Below are 18,381 nucleotides of genomic sequence, written 5' to 3' on the forward strand. Positions count from 1 at the left end.
CATGACAGTGCTCGACAACCGGATCGTCGGCCAGGCGCCGCCGCCTCAGCAGGAGCAGGTCGACCCGCGGCACCCGCGGGTCCGGCTGGAGGCCCTCTTCGATGACGGAACCTTTCGTCCGCTGAACGAGGAGGACGACGGCAGCGGCGCGCTCACGGGCGTCGGCCGGGTCGAGGGCCTGCCGGTCGTGGCCTTCGCGTCCGACCCCCGCGTGCAGGGCGGCGCGATGGGCATGGCGGGCTGTCAGGCGATCGTGGCGGCCTACGACCACGCGGTCCGCGAGCGGCTGCCGATCGTCGGGGTCTGGCACTCCGGCGGGGCGCGACTGGCCGAGGGTGTCGAGTCGCTGCACGCGGTCGGGCTGGTGTTCGCCGCGATGACCCGGGCCTCCGGGGTCGTCCCGCAGATCTCGGTGGTGCTGGGCGCGGCGGCCGGCGGCGCGGCCTACGGGCCGGCGCTCACCGACGTCGTCATCCTGTCGCAGCAGGGCAAGATCTTCGTGACCGGTCCCGACGTGGTGAAGTCGGTGACCGGCGAGGAGATCGACATGGCCGGCCTGGGCGGGCCCGAGCCGCACTCCAAGAAGTCCGGTGTCGTGCACGTGGTCGCCAAGGACGACACCGAGGCGCTGCTGCGCGCCCGCACGCTGGCGATGCTCCTCGGCCACCAGGGCCGCGTCCGTCCCGACGAGGTCGCCGAGCGGGACTTCTCCGACCTGCTGCCCGACAACGTCCGCCGCGCCTACAGCGTCCAGCCGCTGGTCAAGGGCCTGGTCGACAACGCCGACGCGGACGGCGGCGGGTACATCGAGCTGCACGCCAAGTGGGCCCCCAACATCGTCACGGCGTTCGGACGGCTCGGCGGGCGCACCGTCGGGATCATCGCCAACAACCCGCTGCGGCTCGGCGGCTGCCTGGACGCCACCTCGGCGGAGAAGGCGGCCCGCTTCGTACGGATGTGCGACGCGTTCGGGGTGCCGCTGGTCGTTCTGGTGGACGTGCCCGGCTACCTGCCCGGCGTGGGCCAGGAGCACGAGGGCGTGGTCCGCAGGGGCGCCAAGCTGCTGCACGCGTTCGCCGAGGCCACCGTCCCCCGGGTCACGCTGGTGACGCGCAAGGCGTACGGCGGCGCGTACATCGCGATGAACTCCCGGTCCCTGGGCGCGACGAAGGTGTTCGCCTGGCCGACCGCCGAACTCGCGGTGATGGGCGCGGTCGCCGCGATCCGCGTGCTGCACCGGCGCGCCCTGGCCGCCGTGCCCGAGGAGGAGCGCCCCGCGCTGGAGGCCGAGTTGGCCGCCGAGCACGAGAAGGTCGCCGGCGGCCTGCAGCGGGCCCGCGACCTGGGCGTGATCGACGAGGTCATCACCCCGGCCACCACGCGCGGCGCCATCGCCCGCGCCATCGCCGAGGCCATCCCGGCCCGCGGCGCCCACGGCAACATCCCGCTCTGACCCACTTCGCGGAGGGGCCCGGCGCATCGCCGGGCCCTTCGGCATGTCCCCGACACCCCGACGTGCTCCACAGGGCGTTCGTCGAACCGCTGGGCGTCTGGGGCGAGGTCTCCGCGCCCGCCGTTCCCGAGCTCGTGGGGCTGCTCGGTGGGGTGTCGCACGGGGCGGCGATCGGGGCGATCGGGGCCGGCGCCTCGGCGGCCGTGCCGGCACTCGAAGGGCTGCTGCGGGATCCTCCGGAGCCGCCGTCCCGGGCGGCGGACGTCCCGCTGGCCTACTGGAAGATCACCGGCGATCCGGGCCCCGCGCTGGCGGCGGCGGACGCGGCGTTCGCCGGGTCTCGTCCCTTTCGGGAGTGGCGCGGGCTCGGCGACCTCGGGCACCACGCCGCCGCGCACGCCGACCGACTGCGGGCGCTGCTGGACTCCCGCGACGACTGGACGAGGGTCGAGGCGGCCCATGCCCTGTACCGCGTGACCGGAGAACGCGACGAGGCCGCCGACATCCTGCGAGGCGCGGTCTTCCCCCTGGCCGTCGGCGAGTACCTGCCCGCCCGATGGGCGGCGCTGCGGCATCTGCGCGCCATGCCGGACGGGCCGGAGAACTGGCACCGGGTGCTGCGCGAACTGCTGGACTCCGACCGTCGGCACGGCTACTGGGCCGGCCGGCCGCGCATCGCCGAGGATCGAGAGCTGCGGACGCCGGCCACGGGGATCCTGGAGTCCTAGGCGGAGCGCTCCACGGTGTCAGACGGCGGCGTGCAGCCAGCGGACGGGCGCGCCGTCGCCGGCGCGACGGAAGGGCTCCAGCTCGTTGTCCCAGGGCGTGCCGAGGAGCCGGTCCATCTCGTGCTCCAGGGTGGCCTTGCCGACGGTGACGTTGGCCATCGCGGTGCGCAGCCGGTCCTCGGGCACCATCACGTCGCCGTTGGCGCCGATGACCCCGGTGAACACGCCGAGGGACGGCGTGACGCTGAAGCGCACCCCGTCACAGCCCGGGATGGCGTCCTCGGTGGCCTCGAAGCGCAGCAGCTTCCAGTTGCGCAGCGACGAGGTGATCCCGGCGGCGGTACCCGGCTTGCCCTCCCAATGCAGTTCGGCACGCATGCTCCCGGGAGCAGCGGGCTGATCGGCCCACGTCAGGGACGCGGGCACGCCGAGAACACCTGCGATCGCCCACTCGACGTGCGGGCACAGCGCAGGTGGCGCGGAGTGGACGTAGAAAACGCCACGTGCGGTCACCGGACCTCCTGGTTGTGTACCGAGGCTCGTCTTCCCCTACGGCCTCAGAAGTCCCAGGACGACGTCCGCGTCCAACATTGTGCATCATCGGCACGACTCGCACCAGCGGCGAACCTTTCTTTGCCGAACTCTTCCCCGCGCTCCCCGGCGACGGCCCCGCCCGTCCGGCGCCTCCCCCGGCGCCCGAACGACGGGCGGTGTCCGATGGCCGTCGCGCACCGCACACGCTACGGGCAGGGGGTCCCGGAGGGGCAGGGGCGGATGTCCCGATCACTCCGGGCGCGCGCGCCGGCGGCGGACGACGGTCACCGCCGGGTACACGACCGTCACCAGGAACGAAAGCAAGATCACATGGTCGCCGTACCGGACGAACGGCGTCCGGGCCTCCGGAGGCGGCAGGCGCAGGGTGACGGTCGCGGCCCCCCGCTCGTCGGTGTCGAGCCGGGCCCGCCGCCGTCCCCGGGCGTCGAACGCGACCGACACCCCGGTCAGCGCCGCCTGGACGACGGGCCGCCCGGTCTCGGCGGCGCGCACCGCCGCCAGGCTCGCGTGCTGGGCCGGGGCCCAGCCGTCCTGGAACGTCGAGGTGGCCGACTGGATCACGATCACCCGCGCGCCCTTCCGGACGACGGCGCGGCCGAGGTCGGGGAAGGCGGACTCGAAGCACACCGAAGGCCCGATCGGAACGCCGCCGGCGGTGAGGACGCCCGCGCCCGTCCCCGGGACGCGGTCCTCCCCGGCCGCCTCACTGACGCGCGTGAGCCAGCCGAGGACGGGCCGGAAGGGGATGTACTCGCCGAACGGCACGAGCCGGGTCTTCACGTAGCGGCCGCGCACGCCGTCGTCCCCGACCAGGATGGTGCTCTTGGAGATCCGGCCACGGGCGTCACGGGCGTCCTCGTTCACCAGGACGTCCCCGTGCGCCGCCAAGGCGGCCAGCCGTCGCCGCAGGTCGGGACGGCGGGCCAGGTCGAAGCCGACGCTGCTCTCCCCCCACACGACCAGGTCCACGGACGGGAGGCCGGCGGTGATCCGCTCCCCCTCGTCGAACCGGGGACCGGGGCCGTGGACGACGCCGGGCTGCACGAGCGCGACCGTCACCGTCCGTTCCGTACGGGGCTCGTCGAGCAAGGCGAAGGCCAAAGGCCCGGCGGAAAGGATCGCGGTCGCCGCCGCGAGCGCGGGCAGCCGCACCCTCCGTTCGGTGAGGGCGAGGGTGAGGGCGGTGTTGACGGCCACGATCGCGAACCCGACGAGCCACACCCCGCCGACCCCGGCCAGCGCCAGCACCGTGGGATGTCGCCACTGGCTCGTCCCCAGCAGCGCCCAGGGGCCGCCCAGCGCGTGCCAGGACCGCAGGTACTCGATCAGCACCCAGATGCTCGGCAGAACGATCAGCGACGCCCAGGGACGCGTCGGGAGCAACGTCCGGGCCGCCCATCCCCACACCGCCCACGGAGCGCCGAACACCACGGCGACCAGCAGCAGGCCCGGGCCGATGTTGGGCACCGTCCAGTGCAGCGCCGCCAGCAGGAACCCGGCGCCGAACCACCAGCCCCGTACCGCCGCCTCACGGGCGTCCGGGGCCGCGCGCAGGCCCAGCAGCCCCGGGACGAGCAGCGCCCACGCCAGCCAGCCGAGCCCCGGACGGGGAAAGGCCAGCAGCGGCAGGGCGCCGGCGGCCAGCAGCCCCGCACGGCGCGTATAGGCCGCCCGCCGGTCCTGGGTACGGGTCACCCTCCCAGTTACCCACCCGAAGCGGAACGGCTCAAGCTCTGGTCGCGTTCCGCTGGTGGCTCCGGGAACGTTCCGGCACGATGAGCACCGACATGGTCACACACAGTGAGGACAGGGGTGCGCATGTTCGATCAGGAGGCACGGCTGGAGCGGCTGCTGGCCCGCCACACGGACGCGGCCGTGGTGGAGCCCGTCGCCGGGCGGCCCACCGTCGTCCGTCGCGACCAGATCCTGGTGGCCCCCGTCGACGCCCCCATCGTCGAGGACCGCGTCCGGCGCTGGTACGACTCGGTGCACGACGAGGACGGCGTACGCCTGTTGCGCCTGCGGCCCCGCGCCCGCGTGGACGTCTGCGAGCTGTCGTCCCGGCTGAGCGGCGACGGTCGGCACCGCAGACTCGCGGTGTCCCCCAACACGCTCGTGTACGGGCAGCCCATGTGGTGGTCGGGGCCCGCCGACCGGCCCCGCCCGACCGACCCGGTCCCCGCCCCGTCCGCGGCCCTGCCCCCGCGCCGGGACGTCACGGTCGCGGTGCTCGACACGGGGCTGTCGCCGCATCCCTGGTACGAGACGGCCGACTGGTACCGCGAGCAGCGCGACGAGGCGGCCGAGGTCCTCGACGCCGATCTGGACTTCGAGTTGGACGCGCAGGCAGGGCACGGCACGTTCATCGCGGGCGTGGTGCTGCAGCACGCCCCGTCCGCGCGGATCCGGGCCCGGCGGGTGCTCGGCGGCGACGGCGTCGGCGACGAGTTGGCGGTGCTGCGGGCGCTGAGCGGGCTGCGTCGGTGCGGGCCGGTCGACGTCCTCAACCTGTCGCTGGGCTGCTTCACGTTCGACGACCGGCCCTCTCCCGTGCTGGCGCGGGCGATCGCCGCGCTCGGCCGCGGCACGGTCGTCGTGGCGTGCGCGGGCAACGCGGCCGGGGACCGACCGTTCTGGCCGGCGGCGCTCAAGCCGGTGGTCGCGGTGGCCGCCCTGGACGGGGAGGACCGCGCCTGGTTCTCCAACTACGGCTGGTGGGTGGACGCCTGCGCGCCCGGAGTGGACGTCGCCAGTTGCCACCTGCGCTTCGACGGGCGACGGCCGCCGGCGAACGGGGTGGACCCGGACGCGTTCGAGGGCTACGCGACGTGGAGCGGCACCTCGTTCGCCGCCCCGGCGGTGGCCGGGATGATCGCGGGGGCGGCGGCGTCGGAGGACCTGACGGCGGTCGCCGCCGCCGACCGGATCCTCGATCCGGTCAAGTGCCGCACCCTGCCCGACCTCGGCGTCGTGGTGGGGACCTGAGCGGCGTTACCCGGGAACGGACGATTCCAATCATTAGGGGTCGGACACAAGAGCGTAGCGAAGCGGTAACCGAATGCGGTCGACCGATCGGCCGGGCCTAGGGTCGTGGTCCAGCGGGGGACCTCACGGGAGGCGAGGCTTCGGTGGTGGTCCCGATGGGGATGCAGGCGGTCCCGTCCGGGGAGCTGGTGGTCCGGGCGCGGGCCGGTGACGAGACCGCGTGGGCGGCGCTGACGGAGCGCTACTCGGGGATGCTGTGGGCGATCGCGCGGGCTTACGGGCTGGGAGGTGCCGATGCCGCCGACCTCGTGCAGGTGACGTGGCTGCGGCTGGTCGAGCACATCGACGCGCTGCGCCGGCCCGCGCGGGTGGGGACGTGGCTGGCGGTGACCGCGCGGCGGGAGGCCGCCCGCGCGCTCCGCTCGTCCGCCGTCCGCCGCGCCGGGGAGTCGCCGGCCGGGCCGGAGCCGGCCGACCCGACCACGCCCGACGCGGTGTGCGCCGAACGGGAACGGCTCCGCGCGGTCGTGGACGCTCTCGGCGCCCTGCCCGACCTGTGCCGGCAGGTCCTCCGGCTGTTCGCGGGGTCCCCCACGTACGCGGAGGTCGCGGCGGCGCTGGACATCCCGGTGGGCAGCGTCGGCCCGACCCGCACCCGCTGCCTGGCCTCGCTCCGCAAACGACTGGGAGGTCCCCCGTGACCGACGGCGAGCTGCTGCGGCTCGTGCGCACCGCGTTCCAGATGTACGAGCCGGTGCCGGAGACGGTGACGGCGCACGCGCGGGCGGCGTTCCGCTGGCGTGCCGAGGACGCCGTGCTCGCCCGGCCGACCGGCGACGCCCACGCCCTCGACCGGGCCATGACCCCGGTGCGGGGCGACGGTCCCCGCCGGCTCACGTTCGCCGGGGGCGGCCTGACCGTCGAGGTCGAGTTGACGGAGGCGGACCGGGTGTTCGAGATCGCCGGGCAGTTGCTGCCGCCCACCACCGCCCGGGTGGGGGTCCGGCACACCGACGGCGAGCTGGACGGATGCGCGGGCGCGGCGGGGTGGTTCGTCGTGGACGGCGTCCCGGCCGGGCTGATCAGCCTGCGGTTCCTGCTGCCCGACGACTCCTCGGTCGTCACCAGTTGGTTCCGGGTGTGACCGACGAGCTGCTGCGCCTGGCGACGGCCGACCCGGGGCGGGCCCACACCGCCGCCACGGTGGCGCTGACCGGCCCGTACGACCGGCCTCCCCGTACGGTGATCGTCCTGCGGAGGGCCGCCGCGCTGGCCGCCAAGGAGTTGGGCCGCCTGGACGAGGGGCTGGACCACCTCACCGAGGCGCTGCGCGTGGCGGAACGGGCCGGACTCGGCGACGAGCAGGCCCGGGTGCGGATGAACCTCGTCGGCCTGCAGACCGCCCGCGGCGACCTGGCGGCGGCGCTGGCCTCGGCCGACGCCGCGGAGGGGCTGCTGAACGGCGCGGACGCCGACCGGCTGGCCGCCAACCGGGCGTGCGCGCTGGCCCGCGCCGGCCGGCTCGACGAGGCGGAGGCCGCGGTCGCGGAGGCGCTCCCCCGGCTGCGGCGCGGCGAGGACCCGGCCACCCTGGTCGGGCTGCTCATCAACCTGGGGCTGGCGCGGGCGCTGCGCGGCGACCCGACGGCGGGCGAGGCGTCGCTGGTCGAGGCGGCCGACGTCGCCGACCGGGCCGGGCTGCCCGCGCAGGCCGCCATGGCGCGCGGCAACCTGGCGTTCGCGGTGTCGCGGCGCGGCGACCTGCCCCGGGCGCTGCGCCTGTACGCGGCGGCCGAGCCCGGCCTCACCGGGGAACGTCTCGTGCAGTGCCGGATGGACCAGGCCGAGACGCTGATCGCCGCCGGGCTGACGGGCGAGGCGCGCCCGATGCTGGCCCGCGCCCTCGCGGAGGCGTCGGCGCGCGGGTACCGCTGCGACGTCGCCGACGGCCTGCTGCTGCTCGCCCACGCCGAACTGGCCGCCGGGGACGCCGAGCAGGCCACGCACACGGCCGAACGGGCCCGCGCCGGGTTCGCCGCCCAGAACCGGACCGGCTGGATGCTGTTGGCCGAGCATCTGCTGCTCCGGGCCCGGTGGGCGGCGGGCGACCGGTCCCCCGCGTTCCTGTCCACGGCGGTCGCCGCGGCCGATCGGCTGGCGGCCGGCGGGTGGGCCGAACCGGCCGCCGACACGCGGATCACCGCCGCCCGGCTGGCCCTGCATCTCGGCCGTCCCGCCCGGCCGCTGCTGGAGCAGGTCGGCCGGGCCCGCCGGCGCGGTCCGGCGGCGCTGCGGGTGGCCGCCTGGCACGCCACCGCCCTGGAACGCCACGAGTCGGGCGACCTTCGGGGCGCGCTCGCCGCCGTCCGGGCGGGGCTGCGCGTCGCCGACGAGTACGCCGAGGTCTTCGGTGCGGCCGAGTTGCGCGTCCGCGCCGCCGGCGTGGGCGGCGACCTGGCGGAGCTGGGCCTGACCCTGGCCCGCACACCCCGGGAGCTGCTGGCGGCCGAGGAACGCCGCCGCGCCATGGCCCGCCGCACGGACGCGGTCCGGCCGCCCGCCGACCCGGTGCGCGCCCGCGCCCTGGCCGAACTCCGCGCCGCCAGCGCCGACCACGCCACCGCGACCGCCCGCGGCGACCATCCCGCCGCCACCGCCGCACGGCTGTCCGGCCTCGAGTCGGCCATTCGCGCCGCCGCCCGCCGACGCTCTCCCCCGGCCGGCCGCACGTCGCGGCCGATCCCCTGCCGGGTGCCCGCCCTCGTGGACGCGCTGGGCGAACGGGCCTTCATCGAACTGATCCGGGTCGGCGCCGAACTCCACGCCGTCACGATCACGGCGGGCCGCTGCCGCCGCTGGTCCCTGGGCCCCTACGACCGGGCGACCCACACCGCCCGCCACCTGCGCTACGCGGTGCGCCGGCTGGCCCACCGCACCGACGAGGTGGGCCGGAACGGCCTCCGCCACGCCGCCCGAGACCTTGCGGCCCTCATCCCGCCGTCACTCCGCCGGGCCTTGGGCGACCGCGACCTGGTCCTGGCGCCCACGGGCCCCTTGCACACCGCACCGTGGTCCGCCGTCATCGATCAGCCCCTCACCGTCGTCCCCTCGGCCACGGCGTGGCTGTACGCCGTCGCCCACGACCGCCCCCGGGGGCCCGTCCCCGCCCCGACCGACACATACGGAGCCGACGTCGTTCCGCCGACGCTGGAGCCGGCCGACGCGTACGGAGCCGACCGGGTTCCGACGACGCTGAAGCCGTCTCATGCGCACGGAGCCGACCGCGTACCGACGACGCTGGCGCCGGCCGACGCTTGCGGAGTCGACGGCGTTCGGCCGAGGACGACGCAGGCCTATGGGGTGGGCGCCGGTGGCGTTCCAGGGGTTCCCGGGTCGGGGCTCGTCGTGCTGGCGGCCGGGCCCGACCTGGCCGAGGCGCACGCCGAGGTCACGGACGTCGCACGGTTGTACCCGGGGGCGCTGGTGCTGACGGGGGCGGAGGCGCACGCGGAGGCCGTTCGACGGGCGCTGGACGGGGCGGAGCTCGCGCACGTGGCGGCCCATGGCGAGTTCAGGGGGAACAACCCGTTCTTCTCCCATCTGAGGATGGCCGACGGCCCGCTGGTGGCCTACGACATCGAGGACCTGCCCACCGCGCCTCGCCTGGTCGTCCTGTCGGCGTGCGACGTCGGGCAGGCTTCGGACGGGGACGGAGTGCTCGGCATCGTCGGCGTCCTACTGGGGCTCGGGGCCGCGACGGTGATCGCGAGCGTCGCCCCGGTTCAGGACACGAGCGCTCGTACCTTCATGACCGCGTTCCACGGGCGGTTGCGGGAGGGCTTGACGCCGTCGCAGGCGCTGGCCTCCGTGCCGCGTTCGGCGGGCGACTACGGGTTCGTCTGCTTCGGTGCCGGGTGAGGGGACCTCAGTCGCCGGTCGCCACCGGTCGGGAGGGGTCGGCCACCCAGTTGGACCAGGACCCCACGTACAGCGCGGCGGGCACTCCGGCGAGGGCCAGGGCCAGCACCTGGTGGGCGGCGGTCACCCCGGAACCGCAGTAGGCACCCACCTCCGCCGCGTCCGTGGCGCCGAGCCCGGCGAACCGTTCGCGCAGGGCCTCGGCGGGGAGGAAGCGGCCGTCGGCGCCCACGTTGCCCGACGTCGGCGCCGTCAGCGCCCCCGGGATGTGTCCGGCGACGGGGTCGATGGGCTCCACCTCGCCCCGGTAGCGCTCGGTGGCGCGGGCGTCCAGCAGCACGCCTCTCCGGGCCAGCGAGGCGGCGCCTTCGGCGTCCAGCGCGGGAAGGCTTCCGGGCAGAGCGGTGAAGTCGCCCGGGGCGGGGCGCGGCTCGTCGGTGCTCACCGGGCGTCCCGCCTCGGCCCAAGCGCGGAACCCTCCGTTCAGGACTTGAACGCGCCCGTGCCCGAAGTACCGCAGCGTCCACCAGGCCCGCGCCGCCGCCGTGGAGTCCGCCGCGTCATAAACCACCACCGGGCGATCCCGCCGGACTCCGGCGGCGCGCATCGCCGCCTCGAACCGGGCGGCGTCCGGGAGCGGATGGCGGCCCTCCGGACCAGGCGGACCGGCCAGATCACGATCGAGGTCGACGAACACCGCGCCGGGCACATGCCCCTCCCGGTACGCCTCCACGCCGGGAGGCCCGGTCAGCGCCCACCGCACGTCCAGCACGGTCGGCGGCTCGGGCCCGAGCACAAGCTCGGCCAGCTCGGACGCGTCGATGAGGGGGTGCACCTGCTCGTTCGTCACGTCGACCCAGCGTAGTCGCCCGGCCCCGGCTATGAACGATGATCGCTGATCAGGGGAACGAGCTGCTCGCGCGGAACCAGTGACCCGTGCATGCCGACCAGCCGCGACACCACGGGCTCCGCCTTGGTCGCCACGATGGCCAGATCCCCATGGGGGACGGCCACCACGTCACCGATCCGGGGCAGCAGCTCCGGCGACACCGGCCCGAACCAGCCGTCCGCCACCGCCTCGTCCCGCGTGCGCACCCAGGCCCGGTCTCCGACCAGCCCCCGCCAGGTCGCCAGCACGTCCGCCTCGGCCCCGGGCACCGTGTAGACGTACCGCGCCCTGGGATCGCCGCCGAGCTGGGCGACCCCCTCGCGCAGCTCGGCGACCTCGTCCGCGTCGATCCGGTCGGTGGGGTCGGTCATGCCGTGGTCGGCGGTCACGTACAGCGCCGTACCGGGCGGCAGGACCTCGGCGATCCGCTCGGCGAGCATGTCCACGAACCGGAGCTGATACCGCCACGCGGCCGACGCCGCCCCGTAAATGTGGCCCGTGGAGTCGAGATCGGGGTGATAAACCGTCACGTACGAGCGGTCGCCCTCCCGCAGCGCCTGCTCGGCCCGCGCCACGAGCTGCCCCAGACTGTCGGCGGGCAGGTACTCGGCCCCCCGCGCGGTGGCCACGCTCAGCCCGCTGCCCCGATACAGCCCCGACGCCACGTACCCGACGCTCACCCCGTCGGCCGCCGCCCTCTCGTACGCGGTGGGCGCCGCCTGGAACGCCAGCGGATCCACCGAGTCATCCCATTTCAGGCAGTTCAGCAACTTCCCCGTGCCGGGCACGGCCACCTGGATCCCGAGCAGCCCGTGCCCACCCGGCGGCAGCCCCGTCCCCAGGGACGCCAGGCTGGTCGGCGTCGTCGAGGGGAACCCGGCGGTCAGCGGACGCCCGGGCAGCGAACTGAGGAACGGCGCGTACCCGGGGTGCTCGCGCAGCAACTCCCAGCCCAGCCCGTCGATGATCAGCACACAGACCCGCCGCGCCTCGGGCAGCCCCAGCACGTTCTCCGCCCCCGGCACCCCGAGCCCCGCCAGCACGGACGTCGGCAGATCCGCCAGCGAGGCCTCCCCGTACCGCGGTACGGCCGGCCCGCCGCTCACGACCGCCCTCCCGGAAGAAACCCCGCCAGACCGTCGCGCATACGTCCTCCTCACACCGCTCCTGGAGGTACCGTACGCCCGCCACATCCCACCGCAAGGCACCCCACCACGGCAGGCCCCCGGACCTGCGGCAACACCCGTGCACGGCCCCACCCGAAACCCGGCGCGTCGATTCCCTCCCGCAGTGGGGCGGCGCGGCCGAGGGCGGCCCGGCGGCGGCAAGTTTCACGGACCTGCGACGACACCCGTGCACGCTCCCGCCCGAAACCGGCCCCCTTTGGCAGGGTCAGAACGGTCGACAGCGGCCGCTCAGCTCGCAGCGGGAGGTTCACGGGCCCTGCCACCACTCCCAGGCGCACTCCCACCAAACCCGGGTGTCGATTCCTCCCGCAGTGGGCAAGGGGGGCGGCGGGCGGCTCACCGACCTGCGGCGACACCCGTGCACGCTCCATTGAGACCCGGAGCGCGGCTCTCGGCCGCGCGTCGACTCCCGACCGTGGAGGGCGGGACGGTCGGGGGCGCGGGCCTGCGGCAGCCTCGGGCACGGTGCCGCCTGAGTTGCGACGCGTCGGCTTTCGACGGCGCGTCGGCCTCCGCCGGTGGAGGGTGGGGGCGGCCGGTCAGCCCGCGGCGGCGGACAACGCCTGGGCGAAGGCCAGGACCTGAACGACCGCGTCGGCGCCGTCGGCGGCCTCGCTGACGCGGAGCGACATGTCGTCGGAGGTCACGTTGCCGGTGTAGCCGTGGTCGGCCTCGCAGGACTCGTCACCGCAGGTGGCGGGCTCCAGGTCGATGTGGGCGATGGCCCCCCATCCGATGGTCAGCACGACCTCGGTGGGCGGCACCCCCGGCACGTAGGAGGCGGGATCGGGGACCACGCGGGTCACCGCGACCGACTGGATCCGGTCCAGGCGCACCGCCTCGGTGGTCGTCGACGCGTGGGCCTGGGGCACGCCCTCGCCCGGAGGGTGTTCGTCGGTGTGGCACACCAGCAGCCGGGTCGGCGACAACACCAGCACGGTCACATGCCGCCGCACCTCCATCGCCGGGTCGAAAGTGGCCTCGTGGTGCACGACATAGGCGAGCACCGTCTCGCTGCCCAGCGCGGATTCGACCGCATCCGCGACGAGTGCCGGGTAGTAACCGCTGCGCTCGATGGCGGTGCGCAACCCGTGAGCCGTTGCTCGGGTGTCCCTCATGGGGTCCATCCTGCCCTGTCCGGGGCACCGCGCGCACACGCCGGTCCGGATGGACGGTCATCGGCGCGTCTCCCGGGTAAGGGATGACCATGGAAGCCACCGACCCCATGCCCGAGCCGCCCCCGGTCCCGCCCCCTCCCCGACCGGACCCGCCGGGCCCACGCCCACCCATCCCGACACCCGAACCCCCGGTCCCCCCACCGCAACCCCAACCCCCTCAACCACACCCACGCCCACCCTCCCCCCTTCCCGAACCACCGCCGGACCCCATCCCACCCGTCCCACCAGAACCCAGCCCAACACCCGACCCCACCCCACCGCCTCCGCAGTAGCCCCCGGGCTCTCCACCCGATCCACCAACCTTCGGCCCAAGGCCCAAGCCCCACGAGCACACCCCGAACCAGCCGCCGAGGCCCGGCCCTCCACAACCCGACGGCCGGGCGCACGAGCCTCTGGCGTCAGAGCTTCCGGCACTCGCACATGCGCCGGCAACGCAGATGGGCGGGCACCTCCGCCCGGCGTATCCGATCAACAGCACGCACCACCTGCACGTGCTCGCGCACGAGTTCGCCGACGGACCCCGCGTCCACGAAGCCGTCCGGCAGTACCGACCCGGTCATCTCCGGGAGGTCCCGGAAAGCTCGTACAGATCCTCAGGGTTCTCGCACCACGAAGGCACAGCCCACGACGACTGCGCAGCACGTCGACACGACGGCAGGTCGACCCAACGCCACGTCGGCAGTGCGACGCCCGAGGTCCGTCAGCACCGGCCGATCGCCCTCGACGGTCGCGCCCACCGGCTTCTGCGGGAACAAGTTGGCCACCATGCTTCAGAAGGCACCGCGTAGGCCGTCAGCGTCACCGCCCAGATGCGGGCGAAGTGGGCTTCGCGCGGCAACCGACGCCGTCTGAAGATCCGCAACACGACGGCGCGACGATATTGCGGCACGACAACACGGCCACGCGTCGGCGAAGAACGGTTCAGCACCGGTTCGAGGAACGCCGCGACACCCGATGCCGACCACGGCCATGACGGCAAGCGCGCAGGCCAGAGCGCTGTGCCCGCGACCCGGCGAGCGGTGCCGCGTCGCCGAGGGCCGGCTCACGGCTCACCCCGCACGGCCACGCGTCGGCACGGCCACACGTCGGCACGTCGGCACGTGGGCACGGCCACGCGTCGGCACGTGGGCACGGCGGCGCGGCCACGCGTCGGCACGTGGGCACGTGGGCACGGCGGCGCGGCCACGCGTCGGCACGGAGGCACGGAGGCACGGCGGGGTCGGCGGGGTCGGCGGGGTCGGCACGATGGCACTGCGGCAGGCCCCCATAACGCCACGGCGGCCGCTCCACGGCGAGCGGTGCCGCGTGGCCCAGGGCCGGCTCACGGCTCACCCCGCACGGCCACGCGTCGGCACGGCCACACGTCGGCACGACCACACGTCGGCACGACCACACGTCGGCACGTGGGCGCGGCCACGCGTCGGCACGGAGGCACGGAGGCACGGCGGGGTCGGCACGATGGCACTGCGGCAGGCCCCCATAACGCCACGGCGGCCGCTCTACGGCGACCCAACCACGCGGCGACGGCTGGAACGACGCCTTCAGGCCGGCGCATGTCCGGACAGCCTGGCGTCCGGCCGAACCTCAGGCACAGGCCGGCGACTCGTTCGGGCGATGGGGCGTCAGGTGGGAGACGGTGGGGCGGGGAGGCGGCGGGGGCCGAGTTCGGGGCGCGGGCCCGGAGGGCGGGCCAGGGTGAGGGAGGCGTTGCCGACGGTGGCGCCGTGGGAGGCGGCACGGACCGGGTCCAGGATCAGACGGGCCACCTCCGGCAGGTCGTCGGCCAGCCGGGAGACGCGGAGCAGGAGTCGTTCCAGGGCCGCGACGTCGGCGGGGTCGGTGCCCTGGTGGCCGAAGAGCAGGGGGGCGGTGCGGATGGCGCGGACCAGGTCGGCGGCCTCCACGTCGGTCAGCGGGGCCAGGCGGTAGGCGCGGTCGTCCAAGAGGGCGGCGGTGACGCCCGAGAGGCCGAAGGAGACGATGGCGCCGAAAGAGGGGTCCTCCATCGTGACGACCCGTGTGGACACGCCCTTCTCGTCGCCGGCCCCAACGGTGACGCCGTAGCAGGCCAGCAGCTCGGCGGCCTGCTCGGGAGTGGCGTCCAAGGGCCCCTCGGCATCGTTGAGGAGGGCCTCCACCAGGCTTCTGGCACGTTCCCGGTCCACGTCGTCCAGGTCCGGCAGCCGTCCCTGCGGCCGGTTCCGCCACTGGGCGTAGCGGGTCACGTACGCGAGGGCGCGGACGGCGTCCTCGGGCGCGGGGTAGGAGGGGACGGAGCCGGCGGCGGGCATCCCGTCGGGGGCGCGTTCGCGCAGTTCGGCGGGCATGCCCTTGGCGCCCAGGAACGTGGCGGCGACGGGCTTGGCGCCATCGCGGGCCAGCCGGACGATCACGTCGGCGACGCCCTGGTCGAGTTCGCCGATGGTGGGCGGGGTGAACAGCACGACGACCGCGTCCACCGAATCGTCGGCCAGCGCGGCGGCCAGCGCCGCCTCGTAGTCCGCCGCGCGGGCCCTGGGGCCCAGGTCGACCGGTTCGCGGGGCGCCAGACCCAGGGCGACGGCCGCGTCCTGGGCGAGCAGGCCCAGCGAGTCGGAGTTGTCGATGATCGCGACCTGGTCCCCGCCGGGCGGCGGCTGATAGGCCAGCAGTTGGGCGACGTCGAACAGTTCGTCCAGGTCGTCCACCCTGATCACGCCCGCCTGGGCGAACAGGGCGCTGACCGCGTGGTCGGGCAGGCTGAGGGCGCGGGTGGCGTGGCCCAACGGAACGCCCTGGGTGCTGCGGCCCGACTTGACCGCCACGATCGGCTTGGTGCGCGACAGGCGGCGGGCCAGCCGGGTGAATTTGCGCGGGTTGCCGATCGACTCCAGGTAGAGCAGGACGCCGGCGGTCGCCGCGTCCTCCTCCCAGTACTGCAGGAGGTCGTTGCCGGACACGTCCACCCGGTTGCCCGCCGAGACGAACGTGGACAGGCCGAGCCCGCGTTCGGCCGCCCGCTGGAGGATGGCGATGCCGAGCGCGCCGGACTGGGAGAAGAACCCGATGGGCCCGCGTCCCGGCAGGGTGGGCGCCAGGGTCGCGTTCAGCCGTACGGACGCGTCGGTGTTGGCGATGCCGAGGCAGTTGGGCCCGACCACGCGCATCCCGTGCGCCCGCGCCAGCCGCACCAGCTCCTGCTGTCGCGCGCGTCCCTCCGCGCCGGTCTCGCCGAACCCGGACGACACCACGACGAGCCCGTGCACGCCCTTGCCCGCGCACTGCTCGACGACCTCGTGCACGGATTCCGCCCGTACGGCCACCACCGCGAGGTCGACGTCGTCGGGGATGTCGAGCACCGTGGCGTACGCCCGTACCCCCGCGACGGCGGTGGCGGTGGGGTGGACGGGGTAGACGGGGCCGCTGAAGTCGCCGGCCAGCAGGTGGCGCAGGACGGTCTGGCCGACGCTGTGCGCCTCGCGGCTGGCGCCGATCACCGCGACCGAACGGGGGAACAGCAGCCGCTGGATGGAGCGCGACTCGGCCCGGTGCTCCCGGGCGGCCATCACCTCCATGGACGTCTCGGTGGGCGCGAGGTCCAGGACGAGTTGGATGATCCCGTCCTCGAACCGCTGGCGGGCGCGGTAGCCGACCTCCCGGAAGACCTTGGTCATCCGCCGGTTGTCGGGCAGCACGTGCGCGACGAACCGTTCCAGACCCCGTTCGCGCGCCGCCGCGGCGATGTGCTCCAGCAGCACCGACCCGAGGCCGCGCCCCTGGTGGGCGTCCTCCACGAGGAACGCCACCTCGGCCGTTCCGGGCTCGTCGTGGATCCGGTCATAGCGGACGACCGCGACCATCTCGGTGCCGATCGTGACGATGAACGCCACCCGGTCGTCGTGGTCGACGGTGGTGAAGTGCTCGATCTCCCGGTCGGTGAGCCGGGGCCGGGGCGAGAAGTAGCGGTAGTAGATCGACTCGGGCGAGAGCCGCCGGTAGAACGCCCGCATCCGCTCCGCGTCACCGGGGCGGATCGGCCGCAGATGCGCCGTCCCGCCGTCGGCGAGGACGACGTCGGCCTCCCAGTGGTCGGGGTACGAGTCGGTCACCTACCCGAGGGTAGTCACCCGGCGGCGATCGCCGGGCTCCGATCGCCCTTCCCCGTTCGGCGTTTCGACGCGCGTTCGAGACCTCCTCGTGGCCCCGGAACTGTTACGGTCGAGCACACGCCCCGAGGATGATGCTGCTAGCGGGGCGCTGGTGGTGTTGATCGAGGTGATGACGTCATGACACGCGTGGTCGTGGTCGGCGATCTCATGACCGATACCCTGGCACGAGCCGCCCACCCCCTGGCCAAGGGCAGTGACACCCCGGCCGCGGTGACCATGCACGGGGGCGGTTCGGCGGCCAATGTCGCGTCATGGCTCGCCACCGAGGGGACCGAGGTGGCCTTCGTGGGCCGCCGCGGCTCGGACATCGCGGGCAGGAACCGGGATATGGAGCTCATGGGGATGGGTGTGGACGCCCGCCTCGTGATGGATCCCGAACGGCCCACCGGGAGCTGTGTGGTGCTGGTCACCCACAAGGGCGACCGGACGATGCTGTCCGACCCGGGCGCCAATGCGGCGCTGCTGCCCGAGGACATCCCCGCGGACCTGTTCTCGCAGGGCTCCCACCTGCACCTGTCCGGGTACGCCCTGCTGAACGAGGGCTCCCGGAAGGCCGCCAAGCACGCCTTGGGGCTGGGCCGCAAGGCGCAGATGTCGATCTCGGTGGACGCCGCGTCCTCCTCCCCGCTCAAGCGCGTGGGCGCCGAGCCGTTCCTGGAGTGGACGCAGGGTGCCCGCCTGCTGGTGGTCAACACCGATGAGGCCGAGGTCCTCACCGGCCGCGAGGAGCCGCAGGCCGCCGCCAAGGTGCTCACCGCCTGGTACCCGCAGGTCGTCATCAAGATGGGCGGCGACGGGGCCCTGTGGTACACCAACGGCCGCCCGGAGCCGATCGTGGCCGCCGCCGAGCCCATCGACAAGATCGTCGACGGCACCGGCGCCGGCGACGCCTTCGTCGCCGGCTTCCTCCCGCCCTGGCTGGACGGCAAGCCCCCGGCCGAGGCCCTCGCCGCCGGCTGCGGCCTGGCCGCCCGCGCCATGTCCCACATCGGCGCCCGGCCCCGCCTCGACATCGTCGACAACGAGATCAAGCAGACCGGCTCCTGACCTTCCCCTCCCCACCCGGCCCCGCCATCGCCGCCGGGGCCCTTCGTGCCGCCCACACCCCCCGCGAACGGCCCGTCGCGCTGCCCACACCTACCGCGAGCCGGCGCCCCGCACCGCCCACGTCCCTTGGCGAGCCCGAACGCCTCACCGGGTGTCGCACCAAATTCGCCCACTAGCCCTGTGGTCCCTCCGACCCGGGCCCGCCATCTCGCCGCGCCCGGTCGCCTGCCCATGCCCCAGTGAGCCCCGAACGCCCCACCACGCATGACACCGAACTCACCCACCAGGCTCCG

Annotated in this window: 14 protein-coding genes; 7 read left to right on the plus strand and 7 right to left on the minus strand. The window is 74.8% G+C overall.

Annotated elements, in window-relative coordinates; all coding sequences use genetic code 11:
* Position 1: 1 nt before the first annotated feature.
* Positions 2 to 1,453 (plus strand): acyl-CoA carboxylase subunit beta, encoded by a 1,452-nt coding sequence (locus tag DFJ69_RS03970; protein ID WP_116021225.1) that lies wholly within the window; start codon positions 2 to 4, stop codon positions 1,451 to 1,453.
* Positions 1,454 to 1,515: 62 nt separating this feature from the next.
* Complete coding sequence (locus tag DFJ69_RS03975) at positions 1,516 to 2,181, plus strand: hypothetical protein (RefSeq protein WP_116021226.1); 666 nt, start codon at positions 1,516 to 1,518, stop codon at positions 2,179 to 2,181.
* A gap of 18 nt (positions 2,182 to 2,199) precedes the next feature.
* Here the strand turns inward: DFJ69_RS03975 and DFJ69_RS03980 are convergent, their stop codons facing one another.
* Both DFJ69_RS03980 and lnt read right to left on the minus strand, forming a co-directional pair.
* Positions 2,200 to 2,694 (minus strand): DUF3145 domain-containing protein, encoded by a 495-nt coding sequence (locus DFJ69_RS03980; protein ID WP_116021227.1) that lies wholly within the window; start codon positions 2,692 to 2,694, stop codon positions 2,200 to 2,202.
* A gap of 270 nt (positions 2,695 to 2,964) precedes the next feature.
* Positions 2,965 to 4,431 (minus strand): apolipoprotein N-acyltransferase, encoded by a 1,467-nt coding sequence (lnt, locus tag DFJ69_RS03985; protein ID WP_116021228.1) that lies wholly within the window; start codon positions 4,429 to 4,431, stop codon positions 2,965 to 2,967.
* A 123-nt stretch (positions 4,432 to 4,554) separates the two neighbouring features.
* Between lnt and DFJ69_RS03990 the strand changes: the two genes are divergently transcribed.
* The 4 genes from DFJ69_RS03990 to DFJ69_RS36065 all read left to right on the plus strand — a co-directional run bounded on the left by DFJ69_RS03990 (position 4,555) and on the right by DFJ69_RS36065 (position 9,639).
* A complete protein-coding gene (locus DFJ69_RS03990; RefSeq protein ID WP_116021229.1) occupies positions 4,555 to 5,721 on the plus strand; it encodes a S8 family peptidase in 1,167 nt (388 codons plus the stop codon).
* 155 nt (positions 5,722 to 5,876) lie between these two features.
* Positions 5,877 to 6,422 carry an RNA polymerase sigma factor gene (locus DFJ69_RS03995; RefSeq protein WP_116021230.1) on the plus strand — a complete coding sequence of 182 codons (546 nt, stop codon included), beginning with the start codon at positions 5,877 to 5,879 and terminating at the stop codon, positions 6,420 to 6,422.
* On the plus strand, positions 6,419 to 6,865 hold the full coding sequence (locus DFJ69_RS04000; protein ID WP_116021231.1) for a hypothetical protein: 447 nt from the start codon (positions 6,419 to 6,421) through the stop codon (positions 6,863 to 6,865). The genes DFJ69_RS03995 and DFJ69_RS04000 overlap by 4 nt, the downstream gene beginning before the upstream one ends.
* The gene (locus tag DFJ69_RS36065; protein WP_116021232.1) at positions 6,862 to 9,639 is read left to right on the plus strand and encodes a CHAT domain-containing protein; all 2,778 of its coding nucleotides are present in this window, start codon (positions 6,862 to 6,864) and stop codon (positions 9,637 to 9,639) included. Before DFJ69_RS04000 ends, DFJ69_RS36065 begins: the two co-directional genes overlap by 4 nt.
* 7 nt (positions 9,640 to 9,646) lie before the next feature.
* On the opposite strand, the gene DFJ69_RS04010 is transcribed toward DFJ69_RS36065, so the two are convergent.
* The 5 genes from DFJ69_RS04010 to DFJ69_RS04025 all read right to left on the minus strand — a co-directional run bounded on the left by DFJ69_RS04010 (position 9,647) and on the right by DFJ69_RS04025 (position 16,981).
* Positions 9,647 to 10,474 (minus strand): sulfurtransferase, encoded by an 828-nt coding sequence (locus DFJ69_RS04010; RefSeq protein WP_116026378.1) that lies wholly within the window; start codon positions 10,472 to 10,474, stop codon positions 9,647 to 9,649.
* A gap of 44 nt (positions 10,475 to 10,518) precedes the next feature.
* Entirely contained in the window at positions 10,519 to 11,634 is a 1,116-nt protein-coding gene (locus DFJ69_RS04015; protein ID WP_245973990.1) for an alkaline phosphatase family protein, read from the minus strand.
* A 620-nt stretch (positions 11,635 to 12,254) separates the two neighbouring features.
* A complete protein-coding gene (locus tag DFJ69_RS04020) occupies positions 12,255 to 12,833 on the minus strand; it encodes a DUF5998 family protein (protein ID WP_116021234.1) in 579 nt (192 codons plus the stop codon).
* A gap of 458 nt (positions 12,834 to 13,291) precedes the next feature.
* Entirely contained in the window at positions 13,292 to 13,453 is a 162-nt protein-coding gene (locus DFJ69_RS34090; protein WP_170177474.1) for a hypothetical protein, read from the minus strand.
* Positions 13,454 to 14,515: 1,062 nt separating this feature from the next.
* Positions 14,516 to 16,981 carry a bifunctional acetate--CoA ligase family protein/GNAT family N-acetyltransferase gene (locus tag DFJ69_RS04025; RefSeq protein WP_116021235.1) on the minus strand — a complete coding sequence of 822 codons (2,466 nt, stop codon included), beginning with the start codon at positions 16,979 to 16,981 and terminating at the stop codon, positions 14,516 to 14,518.
* 177 nt (positions 16,982 to 17,158) lie between these two features.
* Here DFJ69_RS04025 and DFJ69_RS04030 point away from each other — a divergent pair, with 177 nt between their 5' ends.
* Positions 17,159 to 18,088 carry a carbohydrate kinase family protein gene (locus tag DFJ69_RS04030; RefSeq protein WP_116021236.1) on the plus strand — a complete coding sequence of 310 codons (930 nt, stop codon included), beginning with the start codon at positions 17,159 to 17,161 and terminating at the stop codon, positions 18,086 to 18,088.
* The last annotated feature ends 293 nt before the right edge of the window (positions 18,089 to 18,381 follow it).

It is taken from the genome of Thermomonospora umbrina (genome assembly GCF_003386555.1).
GTDB classification, from domain to species: Bacteria; Actinomycetota; Actinomycetes; order Streptosporangiales; family Streptosporangiaceae; genus Thermomonospora; species Thermomonospora umbrina.

Excerpts from the sequence above, each read along its gene's own strand:
- DFJ69_RS03970 (WP_116021225.1), top strand. The coding sequence starts at position 2 with ATGACAGTGCTCGACAACCGGATCGTCGGCCAGGCGCCGCCGCCTCAG.
- DFJ69_RS03990 (WP_116021229.1), top strand. The coding sequence starts at position 4,555 with ATGTTCGATCAGGAGGCACGGCTGGAGCGGCTGCTGGCCCGCCACACG.
- DFJ69_RS03995 (WP_116021230.1), top strand. The coding sequence starts at position 5,877 with ATGGGGATGCAGGCGGTCCCGTCCGGGGAGCTGGTGGTCCGGGCGCGG.
- DFJ69_RS04020 (WP_116021234.1), bottom strand. The coding sequence starts at position 12,833 with ATGAGGGACACCCGAGCAACGGCTCACGGGTTGCGCACCGCCATCGAG.
- DFJ69_RS34090 (WP_170177474.1), bottom strand. The coding sequence starts at position 13,453 with ATGACCGGGTCGGTACTGCCGGACGGCTTCGTGGACGCGGGGTCCGTC.
- DFJ69_RS04030 (WP_116021236.1), top strand. The coding sequence starts at position 17,159 with ATGACACGCGTGGTCGTGGTCGGCGATCTCATGACCGATACCCTGGCA.